Source organism: Patiriisocius sp. Uisw_047 (assembly GCF_047730165.1).
GTDB lineage: Bacteria > Bacteroidota > Bacteroidia > Flavobacteriales > Flavobacteriaceae > Patiriisocius.
Genome location: NZ_CP159834.1, coordinates 2,552,373 through 2,574,991 on the forward strand (window position 1 = coordinate 2,552,373; position 22,619 = coordinate 2,574,991).

Genomic DNA, 22,619 nt, shown 5'->3' on the forward strand with positions numbered 1-22,619 from the left:
TGCCAAAACGCATATTGTTTTGAAATAATGCGCCCAATAATGGCGGTGCTAAAAGAGCGTAAGTATGCCTACACATGGTTTATAGCTCCCAAGCTTGCTTCCTTATTTCCTTTTAAAGAAGAGCCTGTTACAGAAAGCCTACAAGATCTTATAGCCTTTAAAAGTGACGCCATCATCTGTCCTGGAAATGAAGTGCCACATTATCTAAGAGGTGTAAAAGTGCAAATCTTTCACGGACTCGCTGGAGAGAAGAAAGGACATTTTAGAATTCGGCATTATTTTGATTTGTACCTAACGCAAGGTCCTTATTTCACCAGCCATTTTAAGAAATTTCAAAAACGTTATAAAAACTTTGAAGTTTTAGAAACAGGATGGTCTAAGCTTGATGCATACACACGAGACAAAGAAATATTATTAAAAGAAAAAGCAGCACTGCTCCATTCGCTCGATGCAGATAAAGTGTTGCTATACGCTCCTACATTCTCTCCATCCCTGAGCTCTGCAGCACTTTTCAAAACACAATTAGAAGCACTTGCAGCGGCGGGTGAATTTATAATTAACATCAAGTTTCACGATTTGATGGCAAAAGAGTTTATCGATTATTACAAAGCACTGTCAGAGCGCTACCCTACCGTTTTCTTTAAGGAAGGTAGAGACATTGTAGCACAATTTATCGTTGCAGATCTACTGATAAGTGATACATCTTCTGTAATTTATGAGTTCTTACTTATTGATAAGCCAGTGATCACCTTGAATAATATTTCAGAAAACATACGCTGGGATGATATAAAAAATCCCGAGGAGTTATCGACCGCTGTTATAAATAATCTTAATACAGATTCTTTTAAAAAGCAAAGAGCGGCAGTGATTGCTGCATATCATCCATATCACGATGGAAAATCTTCTGAGCGAATGGTTGATGCCATTGAGAATTTCATCTCAAAAAATGGAGTACCTGAAAAACGAAAGTTATCACTTTTCAGAAAGTATAAAATTAATAAGATTTTTAAACGCTAGCTCACCTTTAAGCGCTTCTTCCAGCGCTTTTTACGGTAAAACTTCTCCTGAAAAGCCGCAGTATGTTTCCACATAGGCACAAAAACTGTATCATAGTCAATACCGGTTAACCTAGCATATTCATTACTCATTATCGCAACCATGTCTTCTTTTGAAGTGATTCGTGTAAAGTTTAGAATACGCTCCTCAAACGTAAGATCCTTAAATTCCATTCTATTGAGATCTACCAAAAAGAAGTCGTACCCATCTCCCTTTCTCTTAATTAGGGTATTACCTGGAGAGTGATCTTTAAAGAGAATATTGTTCTGGTGTAGTTGATGTGTAAATGCAGTAAATTTCCGAAGTATTTCTTCTCTATTAGGATAGTCAGGATCTAGAATGAGTTCTCTAAACGTAATGTCTGCTTCTAATTGTTCGCTTATATAATAGCTTTTATTAAAAAGCAGTTTACAGGTTTCTTCCAGAAAGCCAACTGGATGCGGCGTTCCTATTCCGTGTTCTAATAGATAACAAGCATTGTTAAACGAGCGTTCGGCTTTAGATTTTCTGAAAAAATTATAAGCGATACGGTTTACTAGATTAGGGATTTTAAAAGCCTTGATATTTATTTTGTGTCCATCTAGAGGCAGTACCTTAATGACATTTCTGCGTCCATCATTGAGTAGTTCTCCTTCACTCTCAAAATTTGAAAGCAAAGTTAACACAGCGTCTTTTTGTTGTTTATATTTTTCTGAAAACTGAAATTTCACAGCTCAAAGATACAATTTGCTTAAGACTGATACATGAGAATTAATAGAATCTTTCACTTTGACTCAGTCTTCAAATTGGCTATCTTTACAACAAGCAATCGACGATGAAATCTATCTTTCTAGAATCACATAATATAAAGAATCTTAATTTTGGATTTGGGCAATTTAATCTCCACTTAATCAAAGCTTTAGAGAATATTAAAACCTCTGAATATCAAATAACACTGCACGGAAAAGACACCTCGTGGTTACAAGAACAGTACGGCGATGCATTCAATTATAAAAAAAGTTTTTCGCTACGTCGATACCCTTTATTTAGAATTCGTAAGAAATATGACCTGTGGCACTGCCTAAATCAAAACATTAAAATAGAGCCGGCACACGATATTCCCTACTTACTGACTGTACATAATATTACACACATTAAAAATCCTGATTCCTATCTCCACGAAAAAGTACACCAGCGCTTTCAGGAAAAATTAAACAGAAGTGCAGCCATTACCTACATTTCTGAATACGCAAAAAGTAGTACACATGCCTTTTTTAGTGTCCCCAAGGTGCCCGAATATGTAATTTATAATGGTAATCCAATGACAGATACAGCTATCGATGATGGATTTGTCCCTAGTTTTAAGCCGCCACGAAAGTATCTATTCAGTATCGGTCAAATTACGGGAAGAAAGAACTTTATTGCTCTGGTAAAAATGTTAATTCACACACCTGATTATGACCTCATCATTGCTGGAAAAAACACTACAGATACGTCAGAACAGCTAAAAGCTGAGGCAATAAAATTGGGAGTAACAAATCGTGTACATCTCATCGGAAATATCTCGGGGGAAGAAAAGAAATATTTCTTTGCCCATTGTGAAGCCTTTGTATTCCCATCGTTACGTGAGGGTTTTGGCTTACCGGTCATTGAAGCTATGTTATTTGGCAAACCGGTATTCATATCAAACAACACATCGCTGCCAGAAGTGGGCGGTAAAGAGGCTGTGTACTGGGACCATTTTGAGCCCAAGTATATGGCAGAAGTGCTATTGCTAGGTGTAGAAAATTTCCGAAGTAATAAAAAAACGTTGGCACCAAGACTAATCGCCAGGGCAAAGAAATTTAGCTGGGAAACAGCTGCAAAACAATATACAGAAGTGTATAAATCGCTTCTGAAATAGTAATAGAATGATTAATAAATTAATAGCATCCTATCAGAGGAAAAAGACGCGACGAGAGACGGTAAAGAATATTTTATCTCAGGATCAACGCAATGAGAACGTAGTAAACATACACCGTCTTGATACTAAAAACATAGGCGATTATTACTGTGCGCCTCATCATTACTTTGATGCCCTAAAAGGGAAGACGCTCGATATCTTTGATAATAAGAGCCAAGATAAAGAAGTCACTAAAAAATTTACAAATACGATAAGTACAAATGCGTTAATCATTGGAGGAGGAGGATTGCTCAACCGGAATGGCTTTAAATTGCAGATGAAGCTCTTTGAAACTCTTGCCGAAGGAAAAAAGAAAACGGTATTGTGGGGTGTAGGACACAACGAAAAATCTCCAGACACCTATGGAAAAGTGACAAGCTATAATGTAGATGTTGGTAAATTTGGACTGGCCGGAACACGTGATTTATCTATGCCTGGTGAATTTCTACCTTGCGTGAGCTGTTTGCACACGGAGTTTGATAAACCATTCACAGAATCACAAGAAATAGGATTGATTTTTCATAAAGACACGATGCGAAAGCCAAATATCTTAGCGATGTTTAAAGACTATCCATCGACATCAAACACCACAAATCTTGAAGGTCTTATTGACTTTATAGGTAAAAGCGAAACTATCATTACAGATAGTTATCACGCCATGTACTGGACCATGTTATTGGGTAAAAAAGTAGTCGTAGTCCCCAATTCATCTAAGTTTTACGATTTTAACCATCAGCCAGTATTTTCATCATTTGAAAACGCTATTGCTGATGTGGTAAAAGCCACAACCTACTCTGGAGTGCTAGAGGAATGCAGAACAATAAACAATCAATTTTACGAAAAAACAGCTAACTATCTCAACTTATAATATGAAAGAAGAAATATTCAAGGCCTTAGAAGTATTAAAAAAAGGAGGGCTCATCCTCTACCCTACAGACACCGTTTGGGGAATAGGTTGTGATGCCACAAACCCTGATGCGATAGATCGTATATATAAATTAAAACAGCGTGTAGAAACAAAATCACTCATCTGTTTGGTTCACGATTTTAAAATGCTCAACCAGTTTATAGAAAACATCCCTGAGGTGGCCTATGACATTTTAAAATATGCAGAAAAGCCAACGACTATCATCTATGATGACCCTATACGAATTGCAGAAAACATCATTGCCCCAGATAACACCCTTGGTTTTAGAGTGACAGATGATGCTTTTTCTAAGAATCTTGTCAGGAAATTTAGATGGCCCATAGTGGCAACTTCGGCAAATGTGAGTGGTGCCAAAACACCTAGAAATTTTAAAGAAATTTCCTCTGAAATTTTAGAAGGAGTTGACTATGTCGTAAATTTGGATCGCGATAAACAGAGTGGAAAACCATCAACTATTATTAAATTAAGTCAGAATGGTGGCGTAAAGATTATCAGGAATTAAGTGAAGTAGATTTAGTTAGATGAAGGTAGTATTTACTTCATAAAATTTCGTTTCAATACTAATTGAATCAAAATTTTAAAATAGCTAAAGACGCTGCGATTTAAACACCTTCCTATTCGCCATAGGATAACCTCATTCCCCTTAATAATGGGAAGGTGCTTTATGAAGCTCCATTTATTATGAACTAGAAACTATAAACAAGAAACGTTCCCTTTGAAAACACCAAATTATAAAACTGCCCTTGCAAACCCTATCTTTAATAGTGTGAGTAAAGCTGCAAGTAACTTGAAGCTGGACACCTACGTTATAGGAGGTTTTGTACGCGATTTTTTGTTAGAACGCGGTGATGCAAAAGATATTGATATCGTAGCAGTGGGTAGTGGCATTTCTTTAGCTAAAGAAGTATCCAAACTATTACCTGGAAATCCTAATGTGTCAGTATTTAAAAACTATGGTACTGCGATGCTTAAGTCATCTGGTATTGAGCTCGAATTTGTGGGCGCCAGAAAAGAGAGCTACTCTGAAGATAGTAGAAACCCTGCTGTTGAAAATGGAACTTTACAAGACGATCAAAATCGAAGAGACTTTACTATTAATGCTTTAGCTTTAAGTCTTAATGAAGCTACTTATGGCGACTTGCTAGACCCATTTAATGGCGTTGAAGATTTGCATAATAAAATCATTAGAACGCCCTTAGAACCAGATATAACGTACAGTGATGATCCATTGCGAATGCTGCGGGCAATTCGCTTTGCGACGCAACTCGATTTTATAATTGAGCAAGAATCATTAGACGCTATTACGCGCAATGCAGAAAGAATAACTATTATTAGTAAAGAACGTGTGGTGGACGAAATCAATAAGATATTGAGCGCTCCAGTTCCTTCCAAAGGTTTTTCTCTACTACATAAAACCGGACTACTCCCTTTTATTTTCCCAGAGTTAGTGGCACTTCAAGGCATCGACGAGAAGGATGGACAAAAACATAAAGACAACTTCTGGCATACACTCGAAGTAGTTGATAATATAGCAGAAACTACGGAAAATCTTTGGTTACGTTGGGCTGCACTATTACACGATATAGGCAAAGCACCCACCAAACGCTTTGATAAAAAGATAGGTTGGACATTTCACGCCCATGAATTTGTAGGTTCAAAAATGGTTTTTAAACTCTTTAAGCGTTTAAAAATGCCACTTAATGATAAGATGAAGTTTGTGCAAAAAATGGTCTTAATGAGCTCTCGTCCTATTGTACTAGCCAGCGATGTCACAGATAGCGCAGTGCGACGATTAGTCTTTGATGCTGGTGAATATGTAGAAGATTTGATGACGTTGTGTGAAGCAGACATTACGACCAAAAACCCAAAGAAGTTCAAAAAATATCACCAAAATTTTGAGGTTGTTCGCAGTAAGATTATGGAAGTAGAAGAACGAGATCAAGTTCGTAATTTTCAACCACCAGTAAGTGGCGCAGAAATTATGAAGACCTTTAACTTACAGCCTTCAAGAGAAATAGGGCAAATTAAAGACGCAATTAAAGAAGCCATTCTAGAAGGTGAAATTGCAAATAACTATGAAGAGGCGCACGCTTTTATGATTAAAAAAGGACAAGAACTAGGATTAACAATAGCCTTATGAAACCCATCATTTTAGAAACAGAAAGATTGATTATTCGCCCCTTTACTATAGAGGATGCTGAAGATGCCTTGGCTTTTTGTTCAAATCCTGAAACCGTTAAAAATACAGGGGATGTGGTTAGAAACACGGTAGCAGAAGTTAAAGACGTGATTACAAATGTATGGCTCAGTGATTATGAAAAATATGGACATGGTCGTTTCGCTATCATCCATAAAGCTGATAATAAAATCATCGGATTTAATGGTTTAAAACATCTTCCCTATGCTGGAGGATCTGACATTGGGTATCGCTTACTACCAGAATACTGGGGAAAAGGAATCGCAACTGAATCCTCATTGAAAATTCTAGAATACGCTTTCAATGATTTAGGACTCGATCGTGTTTTAGGATTTGTGTACACAGATAACCCCGCCTCGTCTAAGATATTAAAGAAACTAGGCTTTAGATTACTGAAGATTGCGCCCTATCCAGACAAGAGGGACGAGATAGATGTAGAATGGTATGATATAACAAAGGAAACATATGAAGGATAATAAAAGAGTTATTTACTGGCTACTCACTGGCTGTACGCTTATTTTTATAATGGTAGTCGTTGGCGGCATTACACGTCTCACCCACTCGGGGCTGTCTATTTCAAACTACAAACTTATTTCTGGAACCATCCCGCCATTAAATGACGTAGATTGGAAAGAAGCTTTTGATCTTTACAAAGAATATCCCGAGTATCAAAAATTAAACAAAGGGATGTCTATTGAAGATTTTAAAGACATTTATTTTTGGGAATGGATTCACCGCGTTATTGGGCGATTTATTGGGATTGTATTTTTACTCCCCTTCCTCTATTTTCTTCTGAAACGCCAACTCTCGAAGGCTACTATAAAAAAGTGTATTTTGTTATTATTCCTTGGAGGTTTTCAAGGATTTCTGGGATGGTATATGGTGAGTAGCGGTTTAGTTGATAGACCTGATGTGAGTCATTATCGGCTTGCGATGCACCTAACAACAGCCTTTATTACTTTTGCCTATACGCTTTGGGTCGCCTTAGACCTTATCTTTCCTACAAAAAAAGAAATAAACAAAGGCTTCAGAAATTTAATCCGGGTAGGCCTCGTTGTTCTTGTGGTACAAATTATTTACGGTGCTTTTGTAGCGGGCTTAGACGCTGGATGGATACATAACCATTGGCCATTTATGAGCGATGGACAGTTTATACACGACTCGGTCACAATAGAGCAAACGCCTGTATGGCGCAACTTTATAGAAGGTAAAAGTGGTGTGCAATTTGTTCACCGTATACTTGCCTATGTAGTAGTTGCTTTCATTGCAGTACTCTGGTGGAAATCAAAACAACAAACTCAGTCTTCCCTACAATTAAAAGGGATGAATGCACTGGTGCTACTTGTTTTAGTACAATTTGTTTTAGGAATACTAACCTTAGTACTGCAAGTGCCAGTAGTGCTTGGAGTATTGCATCAAGTGGCTGCTTTTTTCTTACTAGCAGCGATGACGTTTACCTTGCATCGATATAGTAAGTAATCATTAACGAACTAAAACGATTTAATCAATAAAAAGATTAAATCGTTTTAGTTCGTTTCAATATTCAGTTTTTTGTATTTGTTATTATGTTTTTAGCTCTTGGGTTTCATTTTATATTTTCAGTCCTCAAAATAGCAAAGCTTCTCTTTCAAGAAGAAGATAAATTGTTAATATCTATCGCCTTTCCGAAATAATTATTGCGCTTCTCATTCTAGTAACTCCATAGGAAACTAATATATTTGCAGGCTAATATTTTTTATAATGATTTACCGATTAAGAGTTATTCTAGATACTGTTGAAGATATCTTTAGAGATATAGAAATACAGGCTTCAAGTACTTTAGAAGATTTTCACAATGTGATCACACAGTCTTTTGGCTTTGCGGGCGAAGAGATGGCTTCATTTTACGTAAGCGATGATGCTTGGGAACAAGGCGAAGAGATTGCACTGTTTGACATGAGTGAAAAGCCGGGTGACGTGCGCGTGATGAGTGACACGGTTCTAGAAGATACACTGTGGGAAAAACAAACAAAATTGATTTACGTATATGATTTTCTATATATGTGGACGTTCTTTGTGGAGCTCGCAGAAATTACAGAACCTGCACCTGGAGAACAATACCCTAAGCTATTATTTGCAAAAGGAGAGATTCCTGCAGAGGCTTTAGAACCAGAATTTAAAGGTGGTGACAGTGACGAAGATGATGAATACAGTGACGATTACGATGATGCTGGCGATAATTATGACTCCATGGATTTTGACGAGAACTGGAATTAGTAAAAAGCCTGCGGCTTTTGCTTTAGGCACTAAGCGATAGGCTTTAAGCAAAATATTAGATTCTATAAAAAAAACAATTAGCTTATGCTTAGTGCATGTAGCTTAAAGCATACCTATGATCAACCTATTTAATACTCAAATTTCCTCCCTTTCTATACATCGCGTAGGGAACAAAAGCCGTAATGAATCTGTAGTGTTGTCGAATGACACATATAAGATTGATGACGAGATACGTCCGTTACTAAAGGAGTTTTTCTTAAAACCTTTTAGAGAAAAAGAAGAAAACTATTTTCATTTTCATCACGAAGCAGATCTTGAGTTTCACGAAATATATAAAGCAGCTACTGCTATTTTTGACAACCCAGAGTCTGCACACGAAGTAAGTAAGACTATCACAAAGTATTTGTTTGATCAGTCTATGCACCCGCACATTAAAAATGGCGAAGTATATATTGCCTACCTAGAAAATGTACAGCTGGATAATGAGAAAATGGATGCCATAGGTATTTTTAAATCTGAATTAAAACAAGATTTCTTGCAGTTTTCTGAATCTGAAAGCCAGCTAGATGCCGTCTTACAACAAGGAGTAAGTCTCAACAAGCTTGATAAGGGTTGTATTATATTCAACAAAAATAAAGAGGATGGTTACAAAGTACTCTCTGTAGATAGCAACCGTTATGACGCTCGCTATTGGATTGAAAGCTTCTTAGGATTAGATGCATTTCAAGATGATAATTTTTTCACTAAAAAATATTTAAAATTCTGTCAAGATTTTGCAAAAGATGTTGTGCTACCAGCAGAAGATAAGAAAGAAGAAGTGATGTTCATGAACCGAGCAGTAAATCATTTTGCAAAGAATGACACCTTTGAAGAATCTGCATTTGTTACTGATGTAATCGACAATCCAAGTCTTGTTCCTGAGTTTAATCATTACAAATCTGAAAAGGCACCTAAGTACAGTATAGAAGATCTCACCACCTTCCCTATTGCTAACACTGCAGTTACAGCAGCTAGAAAGAAGATTAAGAATGTCATCAACCTAGATACCCACATCCAGATAAAAATGGATTTTATCAATCCAGAAAGTGCAGATAAGTATGTAGAAAAAGGATGGGACGAAGACAAGCAGATGTATTATTATCTTGTTTATTTTAATAAGGAAGAGAAGAGTTAGTACATTAAAAATGGAGGGTAGAGATGAGTGTCGATGCTGTTTGTTTGAAAGATATTTATTGAAGAATTACCCTCCAATTTGACCAAATAGGAAAGTCTAATATTTTAACAAGCTTTTGCGCTATGCACTTCTGGTGATTTAGAAATAAACGAATCACACTACTAAACTTATCGTTTATTGGATCATTCAATGAATATTTAGCACTTTACACTTCCTGCTCCCCACTCTTAACCAAAGTTCCTGCGTTCCATATGTAACAAATCCCCCCACTATACGTCATATTAACAACCTTAAAAACCAACCGCACGTGAATACTATTCTCACTATTAATAACCTAACTAAAAAGTTTGGACCTATTACGGCAGTAAACGATCTATCGTTCACTATAGAAAAAGGAAATGTCTACGGAATCCTCGGCCCTAACGGGAGCGGAAAATCTACCACACTCGGGATAGTACTCAATGTAGTCAATAAAACTTCGGGAGACTTTCATTGGTTTGATGGTAATGGTACTACCCATGAAGCACTCAAAAAAGTAGGAGCCATCATTGAACACCCTAACTTTTACCCGTACATGACGGCATATCAAAACTTAGGTTTGGTGTGTAAAATTAAAGGAGTGCCAGCGGATAAAATTTCAGAAAAACTAAAAATTGTTGGACTTGAAGAAAGGCAACATAGTAAGTTTAATACCTTTAGTTTAGGGATGAAACAGCGACTTGCCATTGCATCTGCACTTTTAAATGATCCTGAAATTTTAATTCTAGATGAACCAACAAACGGATTAGACCCACAGGGAATTCATCAAATAAGAGAAATTATAAGAACCATCGCTTTAAAAGGGACTACTATTTTATTAGCCTCTCACTTGCTGGACGAAGTGGAGAAAGTATGTTCACACGTGGTCATCCTCAGAAAAGGAAAAAGCCTGTATGTAGGAAGTGTTGAGAATATGAATGCGAGTCACGGTTTTATTACGGTACAAGCAGATGATATGTTAAAATTGCGTGCGACCCTAGAAGAAAGCGCTGCGTTTACTTCAGTTAAAGAGGAGAACGATACTGTAATCGCCTACCTAAAAGAACCGATGGACGCGGCAGCAATCAATAAGCTTTGCTTTGATCAAGGAATTGCCTTGTCACATCTTGTAAAACGCAAGGAAAGCCTTGAAGAACAATTTCTTGAACTTACTAAAAACAACTAATCATGCTACGTCTTCTCCATATAGAATTTCAGAAAATACGATACAATAAAACTGTCAAGGTAATCTCTATAATTTACTTTGTATTGATCACTTTTATTGCGCTTATCGCCTCTATCGAATTTAATTTTGCTAGTATCAACTTTAGAGTGGCAGACCAAGGGATTTTTAATTTTCCATTTATTTGGCACTTTAACACCTATCTAGCAGCCTGGCTCAAGTTGTTTTTCGCTATTGTGATTGTATCATTAGTAGCCAATGAATATAGCTATCGCACCTTAAAACAAAACCTCATTGATGGCCTAAGCAAGAAAGAATTTATCTTATCTAAGTTTGTCACGGTATTACTATTTGCCGCGGGTTCTTCCATTTTTGTTTTTATTTTGTCAATAATTCTTGGTTTGAGTTTCTCTGACTACACAGAAATAGGAATCATTTTTAGAGACCTAGATTATCTGTTAGCATACTTTATAAAATTGGTTGGATTCTTCTCCTTTTGTCTATTTCTAGGAGTACTTGTAAAACGCTCTGCCTTTGCGCTTGGCTTTCTGTTCGTTTGGTGGATTATCGAAAACATCACGTATGCTTTTTTAAAATTTAAAGCCTTTAAAGATACAGATATAGCAGAGTCTATTGTTCAATTCTTCCCACTTGAGGCGATGAACAATTTAATTAAGGAGCCATTCACAAGACTAGGTGGTGTGCAATCTATAGCGAGTCAAGTAGGTGAAGAAATCACAAAATCATATGATGTAACGCTTCTTAATGTTGCTATCGTTTCGGTTTGGACCGTATTGTTTATTTACTGGGCTTGGGTGATTCTTAAAAGAAGAGATCTTTAATTTTACTACGGGAATGTACTGGATTTAGGATGGAGTGAATAGTACACAAATACAGGTATTCTTCTATTCGATTGCAAATTGGAAATTGATTTCTATTTCCTTTTAAACGAATTGATTACATTTAAAGAATATTCAATTGTCTTATGAGACGGCAGTCGTCCCTCCTTTTATTTCTATTACTATGTCTTTCTGCGCAAGCGCAGGATGTGGAGTTATTTGAATCATTTAATGGGCGCTATGATTACCTAGCTTTCGGTAACACATTAAACCTAGTAGAGAATGGCCCAAATACCGCTTGTGAACTCCTAACAGAAACAAGTGCAGAACTCAGCCTATCACCCACGCAGACAGTCGTTGCTGCTTATTTATACTGGGCAGGAAGTGCAGACCCAGGAGATCTGGATGTTACTTTAAACAACACACCAGTAACAGCAGAACGTGATTTTACGTTAACCTCCATAATTAACGGAACTGAATACATCTATTTCGCAGCCTTTGCAGATGTCACAGATCTCATTTTAGCAAATGGTAACGGCACATACACACTTACAGACCTTGACGTAACTTCAAACCTAGGTTTTTACTGTCCTCGGGGGACCAACTTTGCTGGATGGGCGGTAACGCTCATATATGAAGACCCTACTTTTAATCTAAGAAATATCAACATATTTGATGGATTAGAATTTGTAAATGAAGTAGAAAATGAACTTACCATCGTCATTGACAATCTTAACATCATTGACTCAGATGGCGCTAAAATAGGCTTTCTGGCTTGGGAAGGCGATAGCTCTCTAGCTGTGGAAGAATCCCTGAGAATCAATGGGAATTTAATTAGCAACCCTCCGCTCAATCCAGCAAATAACGCCTTTAATAGCACCAACAGTTTCACGAACTCAAGTGATTTATACAACATGGATATTGATGTCTATAATGTAGAAGGAGTTATTAATGCAGGAGATACACAAGCTACCATTGACCTCACTTCTGGGCAAGATTTTGTGATGATTAATAACATCGTGACCGTTTTCAATAGTGAGTTACCAGAGGCAACCGTCACAATAGACACCGTTCACTATACACCAGAATGTGGCAATCGAAACCTTGAATTAAAGTACACCGTTTTTAACCTAAACAGCACTGCCTCTCTACCTATAAATACACCTATTGCGATGTATGCTGACAACACTTTAATCGCACAATCGCAAACTACTATAGAAATTTCCATAGGGGGCTCCGCGATAGGTTTTGAAGCGCTTCTTATTCCGCCAGAAATTCCTGCAGATTTTTTGTTGCGCATCGTCGTTGATGACATAGGAGATGGAACTGGCATTGTCGGAGAAATAGATGAAGACAATAATGAAGACACCACCCCAATTCACCTATTAGTCTTTCCAGATTTTACTTTACAAAATTTAGAAATTTGTAATGCCGTTGGTATTGAATTTTTTGACTTAAACGATGCGATTACAATTCTCGCAAATACTACGGAAGTCAGCTTTTATATTTCTGAGTTAGATGCAGAGGATAAAACCAATGCGATTATTAATCCGGAGGTTTTTGAGACCGAGAGTCCTTTGGTTCCCATTTTTGTACGTGTAGAAAATCCAGATTGTTTTATTATAGATTCCTTCTCGATTGGGGTGGCAATTTGCCCGCTTCCAGATGCAACGATCACAGCTACATCTCCCGTTTTCCCCTGTCGTATGCGAGCGGTAGAAATATCCTATCTCGTCTTAAATATTGAGGCTACTGCCCTATTGCCCGCAAATACACCTATTACTTTTTATGTTGATGGTATCGTGGTTGCGCAGGCAGAAACGCAGGCAGATATTGCCATAGGCGCCAGTGAACCAGGATTTATTTCATTTGCTATTCCTGATGGAACTCTATTGTCTTTTATACTATCCGCTTTTGTAGATGATACCGGAAATGGCCAAGGTATCGTTGAAGAACTTGACGAGACAAATAATAATTGGACCATAAATACTTCCTTCGGAAATATTCCAGACATTCCATCTTTGCCCACTTTAATTGAATGTGATTTGGGATTTAATACTGCATTTTTTAATCTTCGGGAGCAAGATGAAATAACTACTAGCGTTGTGCAAGGTATCGTCACGTATTACCTAAGCGAAGTAGATGCTGTAGAACAGATGAACGAAATATTAGATCCAGAACATTTCAGCAATACGACAGATCCGCAAGAGATTTTTGTGCGGCTCGAAAACGAAATTTGTTTTACTATTTCCTCCTTTTTAATCGCAATAGAAAACTGTCCTCCAGATATACCGGAAGGGTTCTCGCCTAATGGTGATGGCCTAAACGATGTCTTTAACATCGCTGGCTTACAAAATGTATTTGAGGATTATTATTTAAAGATATTCAATCGTTACGGTGAGCTTATTTATGAAGGAGGTCCAGAGCTAGGACTGTGGTCTGGAATACCAAATGACGGATTGTTCTATCAAGAAAAACTAGTTCCAGTTGGAACCTACTATTATTCGCTGCACTTGAACGACCCTAATTTTACAAAACCCATCCTTGGTTTTGTGTATGTGAATTACTAATTTCTGTTCGATCTAAAAGAAATTATTTATTTTTCTATTTTTAGTCACGACGCTTCGGGAAGGTCCTTTTTCTTTCTCTTAAGGTATTGTGAATGCGGCACATTTTGGCACAAATAATTCTTATTTTTGTTAGCCTATGAAATTTAACCTCGTTTCAGAATTTTCACCCACCGGAGACCAGCCTGCTGCTATTAAAGCACTTGTAACTGGTCTTGAATCAGAAGAAAAATATCAAACATTACTTGGTGTAACAGGGAGTGGAAAGACTTTTACTGTTGCCAATGTAATTGAAAAAGTGCAGAAACCTACCTTGGTACTTGCGCATAATAAAACGCTCGCTGCACAACTTTACACCGAATTCAAAAACCTCTTTCCTGAAAATGCTGTAGAGTATTTCGTTTCCTATTACGATTACTATCAGCCAGAAGCTTTTATTCCTTCGAGCGGAACCTTTATTGAGAAAGATCTTTCTATTAATGAAGAAATAGAAGTAATGAGATTGAGCACCACTTCTTCCCTCCTTTCTGGGCGAAGAGACGTTATTGTGGTGGCATCCGTGTCTTGTATCTATGGAATTGGGAATCCTGTAGAGTTTAAGAAAAGTGTAATTACACTAGTTTCTGGACAAGTGATTTCAAGAACAAAACTCTTACACCAACTTGTGCATAGTCTTTATTCGCGAACAGAAGCAGAGTTTGGTCATGGACGTTTCAGAATAAAAGGAGATACAGTAGATGTGTATCCTAGTTATGCAGACCACGCTTTTAGAATTCACTTTTTTGGTGACGAGATTGAAGAAATAGAAGCTTTCAATCCAGAGAATAATGAAGTGCTAGAAAAGTATGACCGCCTCACTATATATCCTGCAAATATGTTTGTGACTTCTCCAGATGTTTTAAAAGATGCGATCTGGGAAATACAGCAGGATCTTGTGAAGCAAGTAGATTATTTTAAAGAAATAGGAAAACACTTAGAAGCAAAACGTTTAGAAGAACGCACTACTTTCGATCTTGAAATGATACGTGAATTAGGCTACTGTAGTGGTATTGAGAATTACTCACGCTACTTAGACAAGCGATTACCTGGTACACGCCCTTTCTGTTTATTAGATTATTTTCCAGATGATTATTTAATGGTTGTAGATGAAAGTCACGTTTCTATACCGCAAGTAGGTGCCATGTATGGTGGCGATAGATCTAGAAAAGAAAACCTAGTAGATTATGGTTTTAGACTTCCAGCTGCTATGGATAATAGACCCTTAAAATCCGATGAATTTGAAGCCTTACAGAATCAAGTGATTTTTGTGAGCGCGACGCCAGCAGATTATGAATTAGAAAAAACAGGTGGTGTCTTTGTAGAACAGATTATTCGTCCTACAGGATTATTAGATCCACCTATTGAAATAAGACCGAGTCTCAACCAGATTGATGATTTACTCGAGGAAATACAATTGCGTGTAGAAAAAGATGAGCGTGTACTAGTGACAACGCTTACCAAACGTATGGCAGAAGAACTCACCAAGTATTTATCTAGAGTAAACGTGCGTTGTAGATACATACACAGTGATGTAGATACCCTAGAGCGTGTAGAGATTATGCAAGATTTACGTATGGGAATCTTTGACGTTTTGGTTGGAGTAAACCTCTTGAGGGAGGGACTTGATTTACCAGAGGTGAGTCTTGTGGCGATTTTAGATGCAGATAAAGAAGGTTTTTTAAGAAGTCATCGTTCCTTAACACAAACGGTAGGTAGAGCCGCACGTAACCTTAATGGGAAGGCAATAATGTATGCGGATAAGATTACCAAAAGTATGCAGCTCACTATGGATGCTACAGACTACAAGCGAGAAAAACAAATCGCCTACAACGTAAAAAATAACATCACGCCTACCCAGATTAAAAAATCTTTTGAAAATGCCTTATCAAATAGTAAAAAGAACGCATACATCATAGAGACCGCAGAAAGTCTGGCCGCAGAATCTAAAGAAAATGAATATTTAACCAAGCCCCAAATAGAAAAGAAAATACGTGACACGCGAAAGGCGATGGAAAAAGCAGCGAAGGAGTTAGATTTTATGATGGCGGCAAAATTGCGAGATAAAATTAAAAGCTGGCAAACGGAGCTTAGTAAAGAGTAGCAGTCTTCAGTGGCGGTAAAATGTTAAACGAAAATCGGGAATTGTGCTTTTACATTGACTTTAGTGCACTCTTTATTAAAACTTCACTACTCTCTTAAAGCTCACATTATTAAATACATCTTGCAATCGTATCATATAAGTACCAGCAGCAAGCAAAGAAATATCAATCTCATTAGTTTGCTGCCAAGTTTTCAAGCTAACACCAAGTATTGTAAAAACCTCAATGTCTTGAATAATCGAGGCACTTTTAATATGCAATAATCCCGTTGTTGGGTTAGGATGTATGGTATAATTAGGTTCTTGAGATGCAGCTACCCCTAATTTAAGTTTTTATGGAGGTCTATGAATCTTGGTTCACTATATGAGCCATATATAATATCTTGATCACCATCATTATCAACGTCTCCAGTATTCACAAATCTTCCATTTGCAATATTGTTGCTTATTAGTATTTCCTCACTAAAGGTACCTTGTCCATCCATATTTTCAAAATACACTACCCGATCATCATCGAAACGGGCTATCGCTAGCAAATCATTATCACCATCATTATCCATATCTTTTGCTATAACCGATGGCGGTCTTCTTAATGCATTTGTTAATAGATGCCCAGTATCAAAATTCCCCGAACCGTCAGTATTAAAAAAATACATCACCTTATCATCCCCAAAGGAAGTTGATAAAATATCTAAAGATTGGTCACCATTTAAATCTGCCAGAAAAACCGAATCTACTCCATCAACTTCACTAGTAATTACGTTTTTAGTTCCGAAATTCCCTTCACCATCTATATTTTCAAACCAAATTACTTGATCATCACTAGTGGCTGCTGCAACAATATCAATATCTCCATCCCCATCTATATCCCCTACATCAATCTGGCGCACGGTTCCCACACTGTTAGAAATAATTTGTTGCGAGGTAAAAGTACCATCTCCATTATTTGCAAACCACGATACTCTACTCTGAACATCTGAGGCCAACACAATATCTGGATCTCCATCTCCATCTACATCTGGCGTTTCTACATAATAGGCTCTCTCCCCTTGATGTAGTAAAATCTCATTACTGAAAGTACCCAAACCATCTAGATTTCTAAACCACACTAGACGATTTCCACCTGCTGAAGTACCTACAATGTCCATATCGCCATCCTGGTCTAGATCAACTGATGCGCATGAGTTAGACGAATTCAATTGAGTAGAAACGATATGCTTTGTGCTAAAATCACCAAGACCATCTACATTCTCATACCAAACCACTACTTCAAAATCATTCCAAGTAGAATTAAGAATGTCGAGATCACCATCCCCATCAAAATCTGCAGTGGTAATAGATCGATTTGCAACCGTAGCCTCATCAAAAATAACTTGCGGACCAAACTGACAGAAGCAATTTAAAGAATAAAAAAATATTGAGAAAAATAATAAATTAGTCAATTTCATATTAGTTCCCCCCTTCTTTTAAAATGACAGTTTCTGTCTGAGAACCATCATTAAATGTTTTATTAATCTTATACAAACCTGGATCGAGTGATTGTATTAATGCAGGATTGTTAATTGAAGTGGAATCCTGGATAGTCTCAGTATAATTTGTATTTAATACATTATCATTAAAGCGGGTTAACTTCCCTCCACTTGGAGACCTATTATTATTATCGTAGCACATTCTACAGGAGCAAATGCCTCTACATCTGCTGGGTCAAAAGAATTAGTATAAAAACTAGGAGGAACAGGTTCTGTAGATTCTTGAGTAACACAAAAATCGTAATTTGATTGACTCCAAATATTGCCAAAAGTTAACAGAAAACAACTGAGTATAACTAATCGCATAAGATTAATATTAGTTTATTTTTAAATATAAACTAATCAATCAAGTAACAACAATTATCAAACAAGTTTAATTTTCTAACCAATACATTATCTTTACACCATGACGCATCACCCAGATTCTACAAGACTCAATAAAGCAATAAGCGACAGCGGTTATTGCTCTAGACGGCAAGCAGATAGACTTATCGAAGAAGGAAAGGTCACCCTTAATGGTAATCCTGTAAGTCTCGGGGATCGTGCGATGCCAGACGACCAGATACACGTAGAGGGAAATCTCATTACAGAAAACAACAACCTCGTTTATATCGCACTTAATAAGCCCGTGGGGATTACGTGTACTACAGATTTACGAGTAGAAGGAAATGTTGTAGAATTTATAGGTCATAAGGAGCGTATTTTTCACGTAGGTAGATTAGATAAACCAAGTGAAGGTTTACTATTAATGACCAATGACGGTGATATCGTAAATAAGATTTTACGTGCTGGTAATAGTCACGAGAAGGAATACTTTGTAAAAGTAGAGCGGCCCATTACATCAGAGTTTATCAGAAGAATGGGGAATGGAGTTCCGTTGGACGAACTGGAAACCACAACAAAAAAATGCTTTGTAGAACAGGTAAGTCGGTTTGTTTTTAGAATAGTGCTTGTGCAAGGCTTGAATAGACAAATACGCCGCATGTGTGAGTACCTTGATTATGAAGTAGTCGAGTTAAAACGCGAACGCATTATGAACATTGAGCTAGGTGAGCTCCCTTATGGGGAATGGCGTGATCTAACGAAGGAAGAAGTACAAGGATTACGTGATGCTGTGTCAGATAGTGAGAATGCTTCTTATGTAGATGTAGAAGAAACTAAAAAAGGGGACGCAAACAGAAATCGCCCGAGATATGACCCTTCAAATAGAGACGCACCTAAAAGAGAATCAAGATTAGACAATCCCGGAAGAAGACGCGGGAGGGATAATCGATAGGGTGTTGACTATCTATAATAAGACATAAAATCAAAAGACCCCGTTTAATAAACGGGGTCTTTTGATTCATTAAATTTCAATGCGCTTCCAACTTTCGAAATTTGGATTTCACATATAACAAAGCCGCGCGTCGATTGAGTAATGCACGGCTTCTTAACTAACTAACCAACCAAATATATTTCGCAATTACGAAATCTCAACCATTTTTTTTACTGCTGCTACTTCTTCCATTTTAGGGAGGATAACAGATAGAATTCCATTTTTATAACTCGCCTTAATTGCTTCTACATCTATCGTTTCTGGCAAGGTGAATGAGCGCTTAAAGTCTCTCACCATAAACTCCTTACGAGTAAACTTAGGACTGTCCTTTTCTTTTGAAGTGTCTAATGCTTCAACGGCACCAGAAACTACTAGCGAGTTCTTTTCTAACTCAATAGAAAATGATTTTTTAGTGAATCCCGGCGCTAATATTTCTAAGGTAAAATCGCTGCCGTTCTCTAAAATATTAACGCGATTTGCGACACTCTTAGTATGAGATGCATCAATGCCTCCATCTTTTAAGAAGTCTTCAAAAATTGCAGGTAACCAGGCATTTGTGTTCTGTAATGTTTTCATAATATATGTTTTAAGATTAATGTCTTTGTTGTTTAGTGTTAGTCAAAAGTAATTCCAAAATGGGTTTACTGTCTTTTTGTCGTTTTTAGGCCTTTTTAAACTGACGAGTTGTCAAGCACTTCATGTTTCTGAAATAGTTATTTACCAGAAATTTATGATTAACATTTATATTTTGGATGCACCTTAGGCATAACCAGCTAGATTTATGAGAACATTATTAAGACGGTTTGGAATTATTTTTAATACAATACAAGGTAAAATTGTCTTGACAATTATATGCTTAACGGCTTTTAGACAAAATCAAGTCAGAGGCAAACCGTATTGAAGTAAAAGATTTTCCAGATTCTAAAGACTAGCATCAGCAAAGGATAGATAATAGTGGGTATTTTCAGAATGTTTTCTAAAAAATATCCACGAAATTCGTGAGCAAGAAGAGACCAAAATTCACATTCTAAAACCAAAAGGTTCTTTTGTTTTATAGCACGTTTCTTTTATTGCTTCATAAAAAAAATAGATAATGAAACAGTGCAACGCGTATATTCTAAAATTAATTTTTCTCGTGGCGAAATCATAGAAGACAATTACATTCTAACGCTTACGCAGTTGACAGAAATTGCCGTAAAAGCAATAAAGAACCTCCTTAAAAACCTCCACTAAAAATATACCCTAAAGCTCACATTTGGCGTAAGGTCTAAGGCCTTGTTCTGCACAATCGCTGGTGCCCCATCTACCAAGACATAATAGGCGTTTACCACGTTTTCGCGATTTAATATATTCCAAATTGAAATCCCCATACTAGCTCTTATTTTTTCTGAAATATCAAACATATAGGTCGTAGAGAAATCTAATTTAAAATAGTCTGGAAGTCTAGATGTATTAGGGGAATCAAAAACAATCTCTCCCCCCACCACTGGAGTAGTATTCAAAGGTGCCGTAAAAGGTTTACCGGTATTATACTTTGCGCCAATACCTACTTGCAACCCTTTTCTTTTGTAGGTTAAAGCTGCCTGAACCGAATGACTCACATCTAGATTACTAGGAAAAACAGGTGGCAATAAGCCCTTAAAATCGTACTTGTTTCTGGCATATGAATATCCAAACCACGTAGTCACCCCTTTCCATTCTTTCTGTACCAGTACGTCAACTCCCTTGACATCATAATCTCCTACTGCTTTTACAAACTCAAATTGATTTTGAAACGCTTGACCTCTTGTGGTAATGCCGCCTACCTCTTTTATATACGCATCAATAGTTACATTAAATTTTTTCTTACTAAACCCTATTCCCATAGAGAGTTTTTTTGCTCTAATAATTGGGTTTTCATCCTCATCTGCAATAATCCAACGCCGCTTTTCTATACCCAAAAAATCACCCTGAAGGTCAATAATCTGGGAGGTGGTTTGGCTTTTTGTTTCTGCTGAAACATCAACAGATAACACCTCGTCCAACTGCCATTGTAAATTTGCAAAAGGTTCTAAACGTATGTTATCAAACTTTTCATAATAGGTCCCTCTCCCTCCTGCTTTTAACTTTCGGGATTCATCTTTTGAGGTAAAAAGCAACTCGCCATACAAACTGTGTATCCGAAGAATATTCTTAGTAAGGCTTCTAAAGTCTGGCCTATTTACATCCTGTAAATTCTCAACTCCAGTTTCTGTAAAATGGTATCCATACTTCCCTTGCAAGGTTTTAGAAACAATGTAATGTGCATCCAATTTGAAGCCATATTCTGTGACACTATTTTCTTGTATTAATCGCTGGTTATTCACAACATCAACATTAGTAGCCTCTAGGCTGTATCTGCTCGCAAAACCTTGGGCCTTTAGATTCCATTGTGACGTGAGCGATTTTTCAAAAGCTACACTAGCTACGTAGGTACTTTGATCTAGCCTACTTCTTAGTGACTCTGATAATACTCCATCATCTGCTTTTTCAGCATAACTCAAGCTATTATTCATAAATAACAGATTTGCACTTAACTGATCATTTTCCGTAAGATCGTGTAACACTTTTAAAGAGGCATCATAAAAAAAGAACCGCTCTTCACTGTTAATATTAGAAAAGGAAGGATTATTAGCCAAATCTGAATCTTGAAAAACCCTATTACTATATTGACTATAGGTAGGTGTAAAGGCAACATCTGTCAACGAGCGCCTTCCAGATACCATTAAGCGTGTGTCTTCTGAAATTTTAAAATTTGAAAACGCATCTGCTGCGATAAAATTTACGCCTGCTCCAGATTGACTTGAACCTTGTATGTTATCCTTTAAACTAATATCAATAACAGAAGAGACACCTTCAGAAAACCGTGCGCCAGATACATTTTTATAGACGGTCACCTCATCAATTAAATATGGGTTAAAACCCGATATCAAGCCGAAGAAATGTCCCGTTTGATACATTTTAACCCCTTCATAGAGAAAAAGATTTTGGTCGTGTGAACCCCCGCGAACATTAATGTTTGATATTTTTTCATCTGCACTGGTAATTCCCGGAACTGCTTGTATGGCCTGCAATGCATCTGGTTCTATAAGTCCAGGAAGAATCCCTAAAGAAGAAGGGTTAACCGTAACACTGGCATCCGTATTTTTTGCGATACCCGGAGCTAAGTAATGGAATATCAAAACTTCATTAAGCGCCTCAATATTGTTGGTAATCGAACTATTACTTTGATAAATAGAAATATATCTTTCAGAGAGTACTTCGAAAGTTAAATTGGTTGTAAACTGTAACCAATAGATCATCTCATCCTTAGTCATACTAGTAAGATCTGGCAAAGAAATGCTTTTTGCTCCCAGGGTCTCGTCTGTAAATGAAAATTTGATATGGTAAGCGCTTTCTATGAGTTGCAGGGCATCTATGAGTGGCACCTTGTCAGAAGATTGCGCGGCAAGGAAATTCACCCCTATCAAATAGAAGCTAC

20 protein-coding genes are annotated in these 22,619 nt (G+C 37.1%); 14 read left to right on the forward strand and 6 right to left on the reverse strand.

Features of this window, described 5'->3' with window-relative positions; all coding sequences use genetic code 11:
- The first annotated feature begins 27 nt into the window (after nucleotides 1–27).
- Complete coding sequence (locus ABXT71_RS11095) at nucleotides 28–1,017, forward strand: CDP-glycerol glycerophosphotransferase family protein (RefSeq protein WP_415371423.1); 990 nt, start codon at nucleotides 28–30, stop codon at nucleotides 1,015–1,017.
- Here ABXT71_RS11095 and ABXT71_RS11100 read toward each other — a convergent pair.
- Nucleotides 1,014–1,766: a lipopolysaccharide kinase InaA family protein gene (locus tag ABXT71_RS11100; protein ID WP_415371424.1), complete on the reverse strand. Its 753-nt coding sequence runs from the start codon at nucleotides 1,764–1,766 to the stop codon at nucleotides 1,014–1,016. The genes ABXT71_RS11095 and ABXT71_RS11100 overlap by 4 nt on opposite strands.
- Before the next feature lie 104 nt (nucleotides 1,767–1,870).
- Between ABXT71_RS11100 and ABXT71_RS11105 the strand changes: the two genes are divergently transcribed.
- The 12 genes from ABXT71_RS11105 (at nucleotide 1,871) to uvrB (ending at nucleotide 16,279) form a co-directional block, all read left to right on the forward strand.
- On the forward strand, nucleotides 1,871–2,938 hold the full coding sequence (locus ABXT71_RS11105; RefSeq protein WP_415371425.1) for a glycosyltransferase family 4 protein: 1,068 nt from the start codon (nucleotides 1,871–1,873) through the stop codon (nucleotides 2,936–2,938).
- Nucleotides 2,939–2,945: 7 nt separating this feature from the next.
- On the forward strand, nucleotides 2,946–3,845 hold the full coding sequence (locus tag ABXT71_RS11110; protein ID WP_415371426.1) for a hypothetical protein: 900 nt from the start codon (nucleotides 2,946–2,948) through the stop codon (nucleotides 3,843–3,845).
- Between the two features lies 1 nt (nucleotide 3,846).
- Nucleotides 3,847–4,407 (forward strand): L-threonylcarbamoyladenylate synthase, encoded by a 561-nt coding sequence (locus ABXT71_RS11115; RefSeq protein ID WP_415371427.1) that lies wholly within the window; start codon nucleotides 3,847–3,849, stop codon nucleotides 4,405–4,407.
- 213 nt (nucleotides 4,408–4,620) lie between these two features.
- Nucleotides 4,621–6,045, forward strand: a complete 1,425-nt coding sequence (locus tag ABXT71_RS11120) for a CCA tRNA nucleotidyltransferase (protein ID WP_415371428.1) — start codon at nucleotides 4,621–4,623, stop codon at nucleotides 6,043–6,045.
- Nucleotides 6,042–6,578 carry a GNAT family N-acetyltransferase gene (locus ABXT71_RS11125; protein ID WP_415371429.1) on the forward strand — a complete coding sequence of 179 codons (537 nt, stop codon included), beginning with the start codon at nucleotides 6,042–6,044 and terminating at the stop codon, nucleotides 6,576–6,578. Before ABXT71_RS11120 ends, ABXT71_RS11125 begins: the two co-directional genes overlap by 4 nt.
- Nucleotides 6,568–7,581 carry a COX15/CtaA family protein gene (locus tag ABXT71_RS11130; RefSeq protein WP_415371430.1) on the forward strand — a complete coding sequence of 338 codons (1,014 nt, stop codon included), beginning with the start codon at nucleotides 6,568–6,570 and terminating at the stop codon, nucleotides 7,579–7,581. The genes ABXT71_RS11125 and ABXT71_RS11130 overlap by 11 nt, the downstream gene beginning before the upstream one ends.
- A 261-nt stretch (nucleotides 7,582–7,842) precedes the next feature.
- Nucleotides 7,843–8,358 (forward strand): IS1096 element passenger TnpR family protein, encoded by a 516-nt coding sequence (locus tag ABXT71_RS11135; RefSeq protein WP_415371431.1) that lies wholly within the window; start codon nucleotides 7,843–7,845, stop codon nucleotides 8,356–8,358.
- Nucleotides 8,359–8,473: 115 nt separating this feature from the next.
- Complete coding sequence (locus ABXT71_RS11140) at nucleotides 8,474–9,532, forward strand: nucleoid-associated protein (RefSeq protein WP_415371432.1); 1,059 nt, start codon at nucleotides 8,474–8,476, stop codon at nucleotides 9,530–9,532.
- A gap of 307 nt (nucleotides 9,533–9,839) precedes the next feature.
- Nucleotides 9,840–10,736, forward strand: coding sequence for an ABC transporter ATP-binding protein (locus ABXT71_RS11145; RefSeq protein ID WP_415371433.1), 897 nt, complete (start codon nucleotides 9,840–9,842; stop codon nucleotides 10,734–10,736).
- A gap of 2 nt (nucleotides 10,737–10,738) precedes the next feature.
- Nucleotides 10,739–11,575: an ABC transporter permease gene (locus tag ABXT71_RS11150; RefSeq protein ID WP_415371434.1), complete on the forward strand. Its 837-nt coding sequence runs from the start codon at nucleotides 10,739–10,741 to the stop codon at nucleotides 11,573–11,575.
- A 206-nt stretch (nucleotides 11,576–11,781) separates the two neighbouring features.
- Nucleotides 11,782–14,142 carry a gliding motility-associated C-terminal domain-containing protein gene (locus ABXT71_RS11155; RefSeq protein ID WP_415371435.1) on the forward strand — a complete coding sequence of 787 codons (2,361 nt, stop codon included), beginning with the start codon at nucleotides 11,782–11,784 and terminating at the stop codon, nucleotides 14,140–14,142.
- Nucleotides 14,143–14,278: 136 nt separating this feature from the next.
- Nucleotides 14,279–16,279, forward strand: a complete 2,001-nt coding sequence (uvrB, locus tag ABXT71_RS11160; RefSeq protein ID WP_415371436.1) for an excinuclease ABC subunit UvrB — start codon at nucleotides 14,279–14,281, stop codon at nucleotides 16,277–16,279.
- A gap of 75 nt (nucleotides 16,280–16,354) precedes the next feature.
- On the opposite strand, the gene ABXT71_RS11165 is transcribed toward uvrB, so the two are convergent.
- The 3 genes from ABXT71_RS11165 to ABXT71_RS11175 all read right to left on the reverse strand — a co-directional run bounded on the left by ABXT71_RS11165 (nucleotide 16,355) and on the right by ABXT71_RS11175 (nucleotide 18,111).
- On the reverse strand, nucleotides 16,355–16,564 hold the full coding sequence (locus ABXT71_RS11165; protein ID WP_415373107.1) for a T9SS type A sorting domain-containing protein: 210 nt from the start codon (nucleotides 16,562–16,564) through the stop codon (nucleotides 16,355–16,357).
- Between the two features lie 32 nt (nucleotides 16,565–16,596).
- A complete protein-coding gene (locus ABXT71_RS11170; RefSeq protein WP_415371437.1) occupies nucleotides 16,597–17,724 on the reverse strand; it encodes an FG-GAP repeat domain-containing protein in 1,128 nt (375 codons plus the stop codon).
- 177 nt (nucleotides 17,725–17,901) lie between these two features.
- Complete coding sequence (locus ABXT71_RS11175; RefSeq protein WP_415371438.1) at nucleotides 17,902–18,111, reverse strand: hypothetical protein; 210 nt, start codon at nucleotides 18,109–18,111, stop codon at nucleotides 17,902–17,904.
- 100 nt (nucleotides 18,112–18,211) lie between these two features.
- Here ABXT71_RS11175 and rluF point away from each other — a divergent pair, with 100 nt between their 5' ends.
- Nucleotides 18,212–19,081, forward strand: coding sequence for a 23S rRNA pseudouridine(2604) synthase RluF (rluF, locus tag ABXT71_RS11180; RefSeq protein ID WP_415371439.1), 870 nt, complete (start codon nucleotides 18,212–18,214; stop codon nucleotides 19,079–19,081).
- A gap of 186 nt (nucleotides 19,082–19,267) precedes the next feature.
- Here rluF and ABXT71_RS11185 read toward each other — a convergent pair whose 3' ends face one another.
- The gene (locus ABXT71_RS11185) at nucleotides 19,268–19,696 is read right to left on the reverse strand and encodes an Hsp20/alpha crystallin family protein (RefSeq protein ID WP_415371440.1); all 429 of its coding nucleotides are present in this window, start codon (nucleotides 19,694–19,696) and stop codon (nucleotides 19,268–19,270) included.
- Between the two features lie 653 nt (nucleotides 19,697–20,349).
- A complete protein-coding gene (locus ABXT71_RS11190) occupies nucleotides 20,350–22,599 on the reverse strand; it encodes a TonB-dependent receptor plug domain-containing protein (protein ID WP_415371441.1) in 2,250 nt (749 codons plus the stop codon).
- Nucleotides 22,600–22,619: the final 20 nt, after the last annotated feature.